10 protein-coding genes are annotated in these 13,707 nt (G+C 49.8%); 8 read left to right on the forward strand and 2 right to left on the reverse strand.

All coding sequences use genetic code 11. The features are described from left to right. Positions 1–72: 72 nt before the first annotated feature. The gene (locus tag TH61_RS01315; protein ID WP_066512399.1) at positions 73–2,610 is read right to left on the reverse strand and encodes a M14 family metallopeptidase; all 2,538 of its coding nucleotides are present in this window, start codon (positions 2,608–2,610) and stop codon (positions 73–75) included. Positions 2,611–2,930: 320 nt separating this feature from the next. Between TH61_RS01315 and TH61_RS01320 the strand changes: the two genes are divergently transcribed. The 8 genes from TH61_RS01320 (at position 2,931) to TH61_RS01355 (ending at position 12,185) form a co-directional block, all read left to right on the forward strand. Next, a complete protein-coding gene (locus tag TH61_RS01320) occupies positions 2,931–3,731 on the forward strand; it encodes a hypothetical protein (RefSeq protein ID WP_066504860.1) in 801 nt (266 codons plus the stop codon). 222 nt (positions 3,732–3,953) lie between these two features. Further along, positions 3,954–5,828, forward strand: coding sequence for a CocE/NonD family hydrolase (locus TH61_RS01325; protein ID WP_066504862.1), 1,875 nt, complete (start codon positions 3,954–3,956; stop codon positions 5,826–5,828). 214 nt (positions 5,829–6,042) lie between these two features. Then, positions 6,043–6,783: a hypothetical protein gene (locus TH61_RS01330; RefSeq protein WP_066504864.1), complete on the forward strand. Its 741-nt coding sequence runs from the start codon at positions 6,043–6,045 to the stop codon at positions 6,781–6,783. 329 nt (positions 6,784–7,112) lie between these two features. Beyond that, positions 7,113–7,931: a hypothetical protein gene (locus TH61_RS01335; protein ID WP_066504867.1), complete on the forward strand. Its 819-nt coding sequence runs from the start codon at positions 7,113–7,115 to the stop codon at positions 7,929–7,931. Between the two features lie 103 nt (positions 7,932–8,034). Continuing rightward, on the forward strand, positions 8,035–8,943 hold the full coding sequence (locus tag TH61_RS01340) for a hypothetical protein (RefSeq protein ID WP_066504869.1): 909 nt from the start codon (positions 8,035–8,037) through the stop codon (positions 8,941–8,943). A 27-nt stretch (positions 8,944–8,970) separates the two neighbouring features. Further along, complete coding sequence (locus TH61_RS01345; protein WP_066504872.1) at positions 8,971–9,645, forward strand: response regulator transcription factor; 675 nt, start codon at positions 8,971–8,973, stop codon at positions 9,643–9,645. A gap of 254 nt (positions 9,646–9,899) precedes the next feature. After that, positions 9,900–11,213 (forward strand): HAMP domain-containing sensor histidine kinase, encoded by a 1,314-nt coding sequence (locus tag TH61_RS01350; protein WP_066504874.1) that lies wholly within the window; start codon positions 9,900–9,902, stop codon positions 11,211–11,213. A 111-nt stretch (positions 11,214–11,324) separates the two neighbouring features. Beyond that, positions 11,325–12,185, forward strand: coding sequence for an NAD(P)-dependent oxidoreductase (locus TH61_RS01355; protein WP_066504876.1), 861 nt, complete (start codon positions 11,325–11,327; stop codon positions 12,183–12,185). A gap of 56 nt (positions 12,186–12,241) precedes the next feature. Here the strand turns inward: TH61_RS01355 and TH61_RS01360 are convergent, their stop codons facing one another. Beyond that, positions 12,242–13,483: a PDZ domain-containing protein gene (locus tag TH61_RS01360; RefSeq protein ID WP_066504879.1), complete on the reverse strand. Its 1,242-nt coding sequence runs from the start codon at positions 13,481–13,483 to the stop codon at positions 12,242–12,244. Positions 13,484–13,707: the final 224 nt, after the last annotated feature.

Here is a 13,707-nt window from a genome sequence, read left to right on the forward strand (position 1 = left end):
GCTCACCAAGTTTGGTGAGCCTTTTTATTTTTCTAGTCCTAGGACTTACAACTTTTGTCTTGATTCCACCACTTACTGGCCTACCATAAACACGGCATTCCCGAACATGAGCTTACCTCCCTGCCAGAAGCCTCTGAACAGTGGGTTGTCCAGCAGATAAACAACTTGGCCGCGGCCCATTTCCTGCACGCCCAGCACCAGGCTGTTTTCAAGTTTATCGGTGACGTTAGCGCCCACAAACCCTGAGGCTGAGGTTGGCTCTTTGACTACGCCTACGTTCCAGCCGTCTTTCATAAAGTGCGGCAAGCTGTTGGTGCGTACCAGTGCATTGTAAATACTTCCGTAGCCGAAGGCCAGTGGATGGGTATTGTCCAGGGCCACTCTAAATACAGAACCTTGCACTTCTTCAGAGATGGACTCACGCTCCCGGTTGGCGTACTTTTTCAAATCGGCCTCTGTAGGCGCTTTTTTGGCAGCCGTTGAATCCGCGGCTTTTTTCTTAAGCGAGAAGTCTGGTTTGTCGGCTAAGAAATTGGCGGCGTTCTCCAGGGCAATCAATCTGCCGCCGGCGCGCACCCAGTCTTTAACTTTGTTGAGGTTCCTCTCTTCCAGAATACGGCCGTAGTTGCCGGTTGGTAAGATGAGCACGTCAAACTCATGCAACGGCACATTACCGAAGTAGTCATTGCCCAGCACCGTCACCGGATAGCCCAACTGCTGCTCAAAGAAATGCCAGATCTCCCCAAAACCGTAAGGACTCACGCCCTCTCCGGTCAATAAGGCTACTCTTGGGGCTTTGATGTACCTGATCTTGCTAGACCCGAAGTCCCCGCCGCTGGTCACAAACCCGGTGGTGCTGGCGGTAACTTTGATGCCCAGAGAATCGGCGGCTTTGGTGACACGCTGGTCGAAGGCAGTGCCTAAGTTTTCATTGCCGGTTCTGGTGATAATTAAAGAGCCTGGTGCGTAAGTTTCATTGTTCAGGACAAACGGCACCTCAGAATAGCGAACGCGTATCTTCGCTTTGAGCAAGGCCGCCAGGAATTTCATGTCTTGCATACCGTTCCAATGGGCCAGGTACGCATACGCGCCGTTGGTGACGGTATTGGTGACTGCCGTGGCTGGCTTTGCGTCCTTCATGCTAACTCTTGAGGTAAAGGCCGCGCCTTTTAAGCCATAGGCATAGGGTAAGGCCCAGGCCGTGATGTCATAGGTCACAGAATCCTCTAACCGCGCGTTGGGGTCAAACAAGACGTTGAGCAAGGTAGATTTAGGTTGGTAGCTGCTAATGACCAAATCACCGGCCTCATATTTGACGCTCTCCGTTTTTCCGTTTTGGTAGTTGAATCCTTTGGCACTTCCAGAACTGCTGGCGTACCCATATTTAATCTGTTGACGGTCTAGGTAATCCGTGAAATCACGCAAACGCCCTTCTTCGCCTTTCATCTTAAACACATAGCTGCGGTAGGTGCCAAACGGCTTAGTCTGACTCTCAGAGAAGAACTTTTTGAATTCCTTCACCACTTGGTCGTGCTTGTCAGACATGGCCTCTACGGTGGCTAAGCTGGCGGTGTAATGGTGGGCAATGCGCTGGCCCAAAGTCAGGCTGTCTCCGTCAGATTTCTGAATGACCACGCCTGCCCGGCCAGAACCTCCTTGCTCATAGGTCATGGCAATGGCGCCCTGGTAGGTGGGCCAAGTGTCGCCATAGCTTGGGTAGAAAAGGTCAAAGCTCTCGCGGGTAAAATACAGCCAGTTGTTTTTGTCAAAGTATTTGCGGTTGTATTCGCCCATCACGTTCTGGAACTCACGCTGCCATTTGGTGATGGCGTCATGGTAGGGCTTAGCCGACGGCGCGAAGTAATATGGGTTGTCAACGCCCTGCTCATGGAAGTCTGCGTGCAATTGCGGCATCCATTGGTTATAGACTACGCCACGCTGCTTAGATTCAATTTGCGTCTGCCAAGCCCAGTCGCGGTTCAGGTCAAAGTAGTAATGGTTAGGTCGTCCGCCGGGCCACGGTTCATTGTGCTCCCAGGCCCACGGCGAGGCATTGGGCTGTTGGTTTCTTACGCGGTTGTACCACTGCGCGTAGCGCTCACGGCCGTCTGGATTCACGCATGGGTCCAGGATGACCACGGTGTTCTCCAGCCACTTCTGGGTCTGGGCGTTGTTAGGATCCAGCAAGTCATGCAACACCTGCAGCACCGCCTCAGAACTCACTGACTCATTGCCATGGATATTGTAACTCAACCACACAATGGCCGGCTGCTTGCCACCCGTAGGCTGACCAGGCATAAGCCCAGCATTCTTCAAGTTGTTAGTTCTAATCTCCTCCAGGCGCTGCATGTTGGCTGGTGATGATATGGTTGCCAACAGCAATGGTCTATTCTCATAGGTTTTACCGTAGGTCTGCAACCTCATCTTGGCTGGATTCTGCGCGGCCAGATGCGTCACGTAGTCCACCAGACGGCTGTGGAAGGTAAACTGGTCGCCTAGCTTGTAGCCCAGAAACTGCTCAGGGGTTTGCATGGTTTGGGCACTGCTTAGCTGCGCCCAGCACAGAAACAAGGCGAGCAACAACCCACACTTGCTGCGGAAATTTATCATAGGTTTGGAAAAGGTAGTGTAGAAATCAGGGAATAAAACAAAGCTCCAAAGTCCGAAAAATTCAGCAGACCACCAACCGTCGTTTTTGGGCTCTTTTACGTAAAACAGGCCAAAAACGACACTGTCTCCTTTATGCTTCCATGAGGTTTGCGCCACCAGTAGTCATCGTAATAAAGAAACGGACTTCTTACGTATCGCAAAAAATAACGGTACCTGTTAGGGGAAACCCAATTGTCATTTGTCTAGATGATGCATGGCGCTCGTATACAGGGTCATTCCAATTGCTAATCACATATTCATTCACTACAAATCCATTCACTATGAAATTAACAAAAGTACTTTTCCTTTTCTTGGCCAGTGTGTCCATGTTGGCTTCCAGCTGTTCAGATGATGACGATGACACCAACAACGGCGCCCTAAAAGACTGCGTGCCTACCCTAGTGACCACCACTGAAGGCGGCGCTACCAACAAAACCACCATTGGGTATAACAATGACCGCCAAATTTCTTCTGTTATGATTGAGGGCGACGGCGCGCTGACGGGTACTGTGGCCTACAGCAATAGCAAGCCATCTAAGTTCACCGTAACTGAAAGCGATTTAGGACCGGGTTCAATTGAGTACACCTACAACAGCACGGGCCAATTAACCCAGATGAACATCTTAAGCTCTTTGTTTGGCAGCAGCCCTGTCATTAGATATACCTTAGAGTACAACGGCGCGGGCCAGGTTTCTAAGATCATCACGTCGCAGGCCAATCCATTTACAGGATCTGGCATGACCCAAACCGAGTATTCTACCTTCACTTATGACAGCAAAGGCAACATCCAGAAAGAGTCTGTGTACACAGGCACTGGCGCCGGTGACCTGGATTATACCATTGACTATACCTATGACAGCTATGTAAACCCCGCCAACGCCTTGGAGAAGTTAATTCGTGGCGTGAGTTCTCCTAATAACATCTTGACGGCTATTACCAAAGGAGCAGACGGCACTGTGTTTCAGGAGGAGTCTTATTCCAATGTTTACAAATACAACTCAGACAACTACCCTACAGAGTTTACGCAAACCCTGCAAAGCGGCACTGTGTTGAATTCTAAAGTAACCTATGACTGCAAATAAGTAGTTAGCGCCACTTTCATCAAAGCCCGTCTCTTCCCAAGAGGCGGGCTTTCTTTTTTTAACGAATGCAGATGCCCACGGCTACCTAAAGAAATGATGGTCTGAAAAGCCCAACTTCGTTTTTGGCTTGGTTTCTAGAAATCAGGCTAAAAACGAAACGCTTGCTGGCTACGGCAGAATTCTCTAATTTCCGGGGTCAACACCAACCAACTCCACTAACATATGAAACTAATCCTTTGGCGCTTCTTGCTGCTGGTACTATTGGCCTCCAGCAGTCTGGCTCAGGCGCAGACGCTCTCAGACTCGGCGTACATCAGAGAAAACTATACTAAGACAGAGCACCAAGTTCCCATGCGGGACGGCACCAAGCTGTTCACGGTGGTGTATGCGCCCAAAGACAAAAGCCAGAAGTACCCCATCATGATGAGCCGCACGCCGTATTCGGTGGGGCCGTATGGCGCTGATAAGTATAAGACCAGCATGGGGCCGTCTTCAGACATGCTCAGAGAAGGCTACATTTTTGCCTACCAGGACGTGCGCGGCAAGTACATGAGCGAAGGCGAGTTTGTGAACATGGCGCCCATCAAAACCAAGAAAGGCAAAAAGGACTTTGACGAAAGCACCGATACCTATGACGCCATTGCCTGGTTGGTGAAGAACGTGCCCAACAACAACGGGCGCGTGGGCCAATGGGGCGTGTCATACCCAGGTTACTACACCAGCGTAGGTTTGGTGAACAGCCACCCAGCCTTGAAAGCCGCCTCGCCACAGGCACCCGTGACCGACTGGTTCTGGGATGACTTTCACCACCACGGCGCGTTTTTCTTGCCGCACGCGTTTAACTTCTTGTCTAGCTTCGGGCAACCTAGACCGCAGCCCTCTCCTACCGGCGGTCCGCGTTTCAACCACGGTACGCCAGACGGTTATGACTTCTTCCTGCGCATGGGGCCGTTGAGCAACGCCAATGACCTCTACCTCAAAAACCAGGTGTCTTTCTGGAATGACATCATTGAGCATCCTAACTATGACAGCTTCTGGCAGGCCATGAACATCAGGCCGCACTTAAGAAATGTGAAACCTGCGGTAATGGTAGTAGGCGGCTGGTTTGACGCCGAAAACCTTTTTGGCGTACTGGAGACCTACAAAACCATTGAGAAGCACAACCCCAAGACGAATAACACCATCGTGATGGGACCGTGGTTCCATGGTGGTTGGTCGCGGTCCAATGGCCAGACCTTGGGCAAAGTTTCATTCTCCCAGAAGACTTCAGAATTCTACCGCCCCGAGATTGAAGCCAAGTTCTTTAGACATTACCTGAAAGGCAGCGGCAAAGGACAACCAGCCTTGCCCGAAGCCTACATGTTTAACACCGGCGCCAACCAATGGCGCGAGTTCGCCGCCTGGCCACCCAAAGAAACCCAGGAACGCTTCCTGTATTTCGGGCCGAACGGTAAATTGAGCTTTGAGAAACCTGCTACCACCGGCACAAGCTATGACGAGTTCATCTCTGACCCCAACAAACCCGTGCCGTTCTCAGAAGAGACCACCGTGGGTATGACCCGCGAGTACATGACCGATGACCAGCGCTTTGCCGGTCGCAGACCAGACGTATTGGTATACCAAACCGATGTGCTCACCGAGGACATCACCTTGGCCGGAGACATTCTTTCTGCCTTGAACATCTCCACCACCGGCACAGACGCCGACTGGGTAGTGAAACTGATTGATGTGTACCCAGACACCGCCGCTCAAAATGCGCATAACCCCGCCAACGTGAAGATGGGCGGTTACCAGCAGATGGTGCGCAGTGAGGTGTTGCGCGGTCGTTTTAGAAACAGCTATGAGAAGCCAGAGCCTTCCACGCCTAACCAAGTGACGGCTGTGAATGTGCCTTTGCAGGATGTGTTGCACACCTTCAAGAAAGGCCACCGCATCATGGTGCAAGTACAAAGCACGTGGTTCCCGCTGGTGGATAGAAACCCACAAAAGTTTGTACCTAATATTTACAAAGCCAAAGCCGAGGATTTCCAAAAGGCCACGCACCGCGTGTACTTCAGCCCGACGCAGTCCTCTTACCTAAAGGTGAAGGTTCTGTAGATTTTCTTCATATTCCATTTTGCAAGGCCGCTTTCTTCTTAGAGAGCGGCCTTGTCATTTTTGAGCTGTTTCTACCAAAACAGGCCAAAAACGATGATTTCTTCATCGTCAGAAAAAATATTTAAATTTTTTTTCAAGAAAAGTAGTTCTTCATCTTCTCTTCATCTTGACATAGTAGGTTTGAGCCAGTAATCATTTAAAACCCCTATAAAAGATGAAAAAGATAACTCTTGTAGCCGCCGCATTATTTGTAGCCGCCACCTCGTTTGCCCAGACTACTTCTACTACCACTGGTGCCACCCAAACCACCAACGTAAAGACCACACACGGTCAAACGGTAAGCACTGCCGCCAAGACCTCTGTTTCTGGTCAGGCCACGGTAGACGGCACCAACCACGGAGCTGTAGTGAGTGAGGTAGCCAAAACCAAAGAGGCCACCACCAAGAAAACTGAAAAGACTGTGAAGGCCAAGCAAGACAAAGTGAAAGCCAAAAAAGAGAAGGTTAAGGAAGCTTCGACCAAAACTCAAACAGAGGTAGAGGTGAAAACCAAAGCCGAAGTGGAAGCCGCCAAAGCCCGCAAGGAAGAACTAAAGGCCCAAGAGAAAGCTGCCCGCAAAGCCGCCGCTGAAACCCGCACCGAAGCCGAAGTGAAAGCCGACGCAGAAGTGAAGGCCACCAAAGAAAACCACGACAACCACGGCCAGACTGTAAGCACTACTGCTAAAACCACTACAGAAGCCGGGGTTGCCAAAGGCGAAGCCGTGAGTGCCGCAGCCAAAAAAGAAACCACCAAAGTAAAACGCAGCGCCCGCCGCACGGAAGTTGGAGCCGATGGAACTGTGAAAGCCAACGGTGCCTCTAGAAAGGCCAACGTAACTACGGGAGTGTCTACCAAAGGCATTCGTCCGGTGAAAGTGAACACTGCCACTACGCTTAAAGTAGGGAAACAATAACCCCCAATTCCGGTCACTGCCGCGCAGGTGGCAGTGACCATTTTTTTCACCTAATCCAGCACCTTCTCCTATGAGACTCTACCTAGCCTTGTTTCTTATAATCAACAGCTTGTTGGTGACTTCATTTCCGGCGTATGGTGCCCCCTTGACCATACTGCTTCTGCAAGAGGAACCAACCGAGCAACCAAATCCTTTACCTCTCAGAGCATAACCAGTATAGAACTCTGAAAAAAAATTGAAAAAATTTCGGCAGGACAGAAATCTTCATGTTCTCTTCATCTTGCCCTTGTACTTTTGACATACTACTTCAACCAAACTGATCTACCCCCATGAAAAAGTTAACCTTCATCATCCTTGTGCTTTTTACTGGTAACGCAACCTACGCCCAGGCTACGTCAGACAAGAAGACCACTACCAATCACGGCAAGACGGTAAGTACCGCCGCACATACTTCTGTTGCGGTAGAGGGTTCTGCAGATGCGGCTAGTAAAGGAGAATATGTAAGCACCGTGGCCCGCTCTAAAAAAGACGAAGCCAGCAAAGAAGCCAAAGAATTAGCCAAGGAGACCAAAGCCCAGGCCAAACAAATACAGCAAGAGCAAAAAGAAGCCGCCAAAGCAAAGGCGCAGGAACTATCTGAGACGGATGCTGCCATTGCTTCTACCGCTCAAATCAACCAGGATGCCTCTCTAGAAGACGGAGCATTAGCCACTGACGGTTCTACGGTCTTGTTTGCGTCAGCGCAAGGCAAAGGCCAGGACAAGGACAAAGCCAAATCTGACAAGAAAGACGCTCCTAAAGAAAAGGCTGACAAGACCAAGAAGGAAGTGGAAAACCACGGCCAGAAAGTGAAAGCTGCGGCGCAAGAAGCAACTGAGGGCACCAAAGAAAAAGGCCAGGAAGTGAAAGAAGTAGCCAGTGCCAAGCGTCAGCAGAAACCTGAGAAAGTAGAAGCTGGTGCAGAGGTAGATGTAGAGGTGAAGGCGCCTAAATCTGCTGCCCGCCCAGGTAGAGGAGCGGCCAAAGCCGTACAAGGCACCACTACTGCCGCCACCAAAACCGTAGGCAATGCCGCCAAAGCTGTGAAGCCCGTAAAAGTGGGAGGTAAAGTAGGCGTTGGCTCTATCATCAAAGTAGGCAAAAACTAATTGTAGCATATCCCCCAATACACTTGTAGCATATCCCCCAAAAAGTGCCCGTCGCTTCTGCCTTTGGTAGAGGCGACTTCTTTTTAACTCATAAACCTATACCATGCAGATGAAAAACCTGATTGGATTCTGTCTTCTTCTTGCCCTAGGCACCAAGGCCTTCGCGCAAACTGATAAAAACGGCTCTTCTACAGCTTCTTCTGAGGGTGCCACCGCAACCGCAGAAACTAAAACCGGCTGGTGGACCATTGGTCTGGAGAGCGCCAACAACGCCTCTTTTTACGGACGTAACACCGCCATTCAATATCCTTACGTGGCTGGTTCGCTTACCTATACCCATAAGAGCGGGCTTTGGGCGTCTGCCATGTCCTATCAATTGTTTGACACCGAGGACGTCATTGATGAAACAGATTTGTCAGTGGGTTACAATTTTAAGCTAGGTGAGCGCTTTGACGGGTCTGTGAGCTACACGCGCTTCTTCTTTGGCAAGAATACGCCCTTGATTCAGTCCGTGACCTCTAACGCGGCTACGGCTTCTGGTAACTATGACTGGCAGATTCTGTACACGGGCCTCACCACCAGCTACGTGTTTGGCGGCAGTAATGATATCTTTACTGTCTTGGACAACTCGCGCTACATTGCGTTGGATCCTCTCTGGAAAGGCAAATTCTCAGTGGGTCTAGATCCTAAAGTGAGCGTGATTGCCGGTACCCAGGACTTCGCCGAAACGCATACCACCGTCACTCAGAACAAAAAGAAAGGCACCGTCCTGGATCCCATCATTCCCGTGGGGGGCAATAAAGGGAGCGGCGGCACCACTACCACCACTACTACTTCGGTGTCCAAGCGCTTCAGGGTGTTGAATTACGCGGTGCGTGTGCCGCTGGTGGTAAGCGTGGGTAATTTTGAGTTTGAGCCGGCCTACCGTTATGCCGTTCCGGTGAACAAGGTAGAAGGCGATGAGTCTAAGCCGCAGTCTTTCTACTCTATGAACCTGAGCTACACGTTTTAAGCTATCTTCGCCTAAAAATATCTTGCCATGCACGTATTGATTGTAGAAGATGAAGCCGGTCTGGCCAATGAGCTAGTGCACTTTCTCACCAAAGAGCACTATACCTGTGACTGGGCGTCTAGTGGCCGCGAAGCCTCAGAGAAGATTGCCGTCAACCTCTATGATTTCATTCTGCTGGACCTGGGCCTGCCTGATTATGACGGCTTGGACCTGCTGGCCGAAACCAAGCTGCTGGACCATGACCCGTCAGTGATTGTGCTTACGGCCCGGGGCGCCTTAGAAGACCGGATAAAAGGCCTGGGCCTAGGCGCCGATGACTACCTTCCCAAACCGTTTTCCCTATTAGAGCTGCAGGCACGTATGCAAGCCGTGGTACGCCGCAAGTTCAAACTCAAGACGTCAGTGGTCGCATTTCAAGGGTTTGAGTTGGATACCAGTTCGCGCAAGGTTACTTACCAAGACCAGGAGATTCTACTCACCAAAAAGGAGTTTGACCTGTTGCATTACCTAGTGCTGCATAGAAACCGCATCTTGACCAGACTGCAACTCACAGAGCACATCTGGGGCAATATTCTGGAGGATGACTATGACTCCAACTACATAGATGTGCACATCAAGAACCTGCGCAAGAAACTCTCCACCCACGCCCCTACTGACTGGTTAGAAACCGTGCGCGGCGTTGGCTACCGTCTGACGGCTTAGTTAATGTGTTAATTAATTTAGAGATGTGAAGATTTGGAAATGATTTTTCCATTTTACTTCAATGATGATGCATCTTGAGTAAGGCTGCCCTTGTTGGTGTTATCACCAACAAGCCAGATAGCTTAATAAAGATTCTCACCGCTTAATCCGTTTTTACCTTATTTTCGCCAAAACAAGCCAAAAACAACACTTTTAAAAAGCCATTTTCAAATCTTCACATCTCCACATCTTCAAATTAGTTAGCACATTAACCCATGCGTCTTCAATCAAAACTAGCCTTGTTCAGTGCGGCCTCTAAGGTGGTCATCCTGTTGGTGTTGATTGCGGCGCTGCCTACGTTGGTGAACAAAGTGGCCTTGCACAATGCAGACGTGCGGCTACAGCAGAAAGAGGCCATTGTCTACCAGCTTATTGAAGACCAGGGCATTGAAACCTACATCCCCGAAGGCACCACCAGCTACGGTAGTTACAACCTGCTTAAGGAGGAATTTGTCTCTCTGGAGGAAATCTCTAGTGACAATGTCAACAACGGCATTGCCACCGCCCTGCGCAAAGTGGAGGGAGATATTGTGGAATACCGCCTGCTGTCTAGCACCTTTGACCTGGGTGACAAGCGCTACCTGCTGGAGATTGGCCGCAGCACTGAGACCATTGGCGAAAACAGCCAGACCCTGCAGACCTACGCCCTCTTTTTCCTGGTGGCAGTAGTCTTGATTACGGTCTTCGTGGATCTGGCCTACAACAAAGTGCTTCTTAAACCGCTCACCTTGATTGTGCGCCGCCTGCAGCGCGTGGAGCATCCTACCACGTTCAAGCCGCACGGCCTCAACACCTCTACTGATGATTTTCTGTACCTCAACAACACCATCAATGACATGATGGGTCAGATACAGGAAGCGTTCCAGAAGGAGAAGGAGTTTATTGGCAACGTGTCGCATGAGCTGCTCACGCCCATCTCCATCATGCAGAACCGACTGGAAAACCTGCTCTCAGACTCAGACACCCCCGAAACGCTCCTGGAGAAACTGGTAGACAACCTGCGCACGCTGCATCGGCTTAAAGGCATTATCCAGGCCTTGCTGCTGATCTCCCGCATTGAGAATGAGCAGTACCTGAAGGACGAAAGCGTCAGCCTGGAAGCCTTGGTACGCGAAGTATGTGAGGAAATCACGGAGCGCGCCGAGGTGCGCGAAGTCACTCTGGAGGTGCATGTGCCCACAGACTACGTCATTCCTCAGGCCAACCAGTCCTTGCTGTTCACCATGCTCTTCAACGTGGTCAACAACGCCATCAAATACAACAAACCGGGCGGCACCATCATCCTTCGGGGCGAGTCCAAACCAGAGGGTTACTCACTGTGCGTCACTGACACCGGCGTGGGCATAGCCGAAGAGCAGCTGCCTTTTATCTTCAGCAGGTTCAAGCGGTTTCACGCGCCAGACGGCGAGAGCCACGGCCTTGGCCTGCCCATTGTGCAGACCATCGCCAGTTTCCACCACATCACTCTGCACGTTCAGTCCAAACTGGGCCAGGGCACCACCTTTTGCTTCGAATTCAAGGACGCCTAGATCGTTTTTAGGCTCTTTTCTGGAAAACAAGCCCAAAACGGGCTGCCTTCTCTTTTGCCCTTGTCATTGGTTTATCCGTACCTTCATCCTAGCAACTAAGCGCGTATTTTTATGAAGATAGGATTTATAGGATTGGGCATTATGGGGAGCCGCATGGCTGCCAACCTGCAGAAAGCCGGCCACGAGTTGGTCGTCTACAACCGCACCGCCAACAAGGCAGACGAACTGGTAGCCCAAGGCGCGCATCTGGCAAAGTCTCCAGAAGAAGTAGGCCAGCAATGCCGCTTGGTGTTGACCATGCTCTCCACGCCAGAGGCGGTAGAGGAAGTAGCCATTGGCCCAGACGGTTTTTTGAAAGCGCTTCCCGGTAACTCCTTGTGGGTGGACTGCAGCACCGTCAATCCTTCGTTCACGGCGCGCATGGCACAGGTGGCTTTAAAGATGGGCCATCGGTTTGTAGACGCGCCGGTATCCGGATCCTTGCTGCCCGCCCAAAACGGTCAGCTGATTTTCTTGGTTGGCGGTGAGGTGCGTGACGTGGAAGAGATCAGGCCTTTGCTGGACGTGATGGGCAAAGACGTTACCCATGTAGGCGGTCACAGTCAGGGAGCCAGCATGAAAATGACCGTGAACATGCTCATGGGTACTATCATGGCGGGCTTTGCCGAAGCCTTGCGGTTGGGCACGTCACTAGGTATCTCAGAAGAAATGCTCTGCCAAACCATATTAGGCGGACCTGCCGCAGCCCCGTTCCTCAAGCTCAAAGAACAGAAGCTGCACACCAAAGACTTCTCCCCGGAGTTTCCTTTAGAATGGATGCACAAGGACCTGCATCTGGCCAGCGTGACGGCCTATGAACAGGGCGTGGCCTTGCCCGCTTTGCAAACCGTGAAAGAACTGTATGCCCAAGCCAAACAAGATGGCTATGCAGACCAGGATTTTTCTTCTATCTACGGCTTCTTACAACCATAAATTATCCTTCGTTTTTGGCCTGTTTTCCAGATTACAGGCCAAAAGCGAAGAAGGCTTTATATAACGTCACTTAATCGCAAAGTAGTTTTAACGGTGGCTCCATTTCGTTTCACTTCTACCTTAAGTTTGCGACCAGGCTTGCTTTGAAATAAGTGTAAGATTTCCTCTAGTGTTTTAGTAGAACAATTAACTCCATCAATATTTAACAAGGCATCCCCTTTTAGAATACCCGCTCTTTGACCTGGAGAGTTGGCCAACACATCTGAGATGGTATAGAATTTAAGCCCAGGAATGGGGGTCACAATCTCAAGGCCGCTTAGATTGAAATAAAATGGCGCGCTATATTTATGATTACGCTTCAAGAACATCTGCCCGTTCTGGTAATCAAAAACCACTCTAAACCGTTGTAAAATGTCTGCCCCTAGATTCCCGTTTCGGTTTTTAAGGTTAAGTGCGTGTTGAATAAAAACGGAATCGGGAAAAGAGACCGGTGGCCTATTTAGCACATAATCTCCTAACTGTAGAGTTTCAATTCTGCCTATTTGCCCATGGATTTCGCCATTTAACCCGCGACCTAGGAAAGCTTCAATGTGGTTTTTGGGTAATTGCATGGTTGGGATTGTGGGCAAATATAAAAGCATGGTTGTGCTTAACCCACTGTCTATTACCAGCCTTATTGGGTGTTTGGCACCATCTTCAGAACTTATTACCGCTTCCACGTAAGGTTTAGAATCTTCAATTGTAAGAGGGATACAGCTGGATTTCTTAAGGCGTCTCTGGGGATATTTGCCTTTTTTATAAAGGATTAACACCTTTTGTTCATAGTCAATCTCTACTATAAAATTCTTGAACAGCGTATATCCAATAATTCCATGAACTTCTATGCCAAGACGGGTAGATAGATTGAAGATGTTCTCCATGAGCACCAACATCTGCTGGCCTCTTGCCTCTATACCAGAAAAATGGATCCGATTGCCAGAGGTGCTTAATGCCTTTATACCTACCCCCTTTCCAAAACCTCTTAAATCAAGGGGTCTTACATTATTTAACTCTATTGAGTCCCGTCGCCCTAGCTCTGTAATAAGCGTTGTTTCCACGCCTGTATCTACAATGTAATTGAGGGGTTTAGAGCTATTAATGTTTACTGGAATAACGATTAGGTTATGCACCAGCTTAAATGGGATTTTCACAGAGTTCCTATGCTTCGGGAACTTGAACTCCTCCACCTCTACCTGTTGGGCAAACAGCAGCGGACTTGCCACAAGAAAGCATAAAGTCAGGAAATGACGCAACTGCATGAGTAAGGACAATTTTAGCTTGTAAGGCAGTACCAGTTGGTAGGTCTAGTAATATAATCAACTTCTGCTTAATTACATATATGTCTTGCTATATTTATAAAAGAAGTTTTTCTTTTTGGCTTACAGGCATGTCTTATATTTAACAACAATGCGCTTCTTCCTTTGGCGGCGGCAAGGCTGTTTTTGGCCTGTTTTCTGGAAATCAGGCCAAAAACAAAGGCCAC

The sequence above is a fragment of the Rufibacter sp. DG15C genome, from assembly GCF_001577755.1.
Classification (GTDB): domain Bacteria; phylum Bacteroidota; class Bacteroidia; order Cytophagales; family Hymenobacteraceae; genus Nibribacter.

Excerpts from the sequence above, each read along its gene's own strand:
- TH61_RS01320 (WP_066504860.1), top strand. The coding sequence starts at position 2,931 with ATGAAATTAACAAAAGTACTTTTCCTTTTCTTGGCCAGTGTGTCCATG.
- TH61_RS01345 (WP_066504872.1), top strand. The coding sequence starts at position 8,971 with ATGCACGTATTGATTGTAGAAGATGAAGCCGGTCTGGCCAATGAGCTA.
- TH61_RS01350 (WP_066504874.1), top strand. The coding sequence starts at position 9,900 with ATGCGTCTTCAATCAAAACTAGCCTTGTTCAGTGCGGCCTCTAAGGTG.
- TH61_RS01335 (WP_066504867.1), top strand. The coding sequence starts at position 7,113 with ATGAAAAAGTTAACCTTCATCATCCTTGTGCTTTTTACTGGTAACGCA.
- TH61_RS01355 (WP_066504876.1), top strand. The coding sequence starts at position 11,325 with ATGAAGATAGGATTTATAGGATTGGGCATTATGGGGAGCCGCATGGCT.
- TH61_RS01330 (WP_066504864.1), top strand. The coding sequence starts at position 6,043 with ATGAAAAAGATAACTCTTGTAGCCGCCGCATTATTTGTAGCCGCCACC.
- TH61_RS01325 (WP_066504862.1), top strand. The coding sequence starts at position 3,954 with ATGAAACTAATCCTTTGGCGCTTCTTGCTGCTGGTACTATTGGCCTCC.
- TH61_RS01340 (WP_066504869.1), top strand. The coding sequence starts at position 8,035 with ATGCAGATGAAAAACCTGATTGGATTCTGTCTTCTTCTTGCCCTAGGC.
- TH61_RS01360 (WP_066504879.1), bottom strand. The coding sequence starts at position 13,483 with ATGCAGTTGCGTCATTTCCTGACTTTATGCTTTCTTGTGGCAAGTCCG.
- TH61_RS01315 (WP_066512399.1), bottom strand. The coding sequence starts at position 2,610 with ATGATAAATTTCCGCAGCAAGTGTGGGTTGTTGCTCGCCTTGTTTCTG.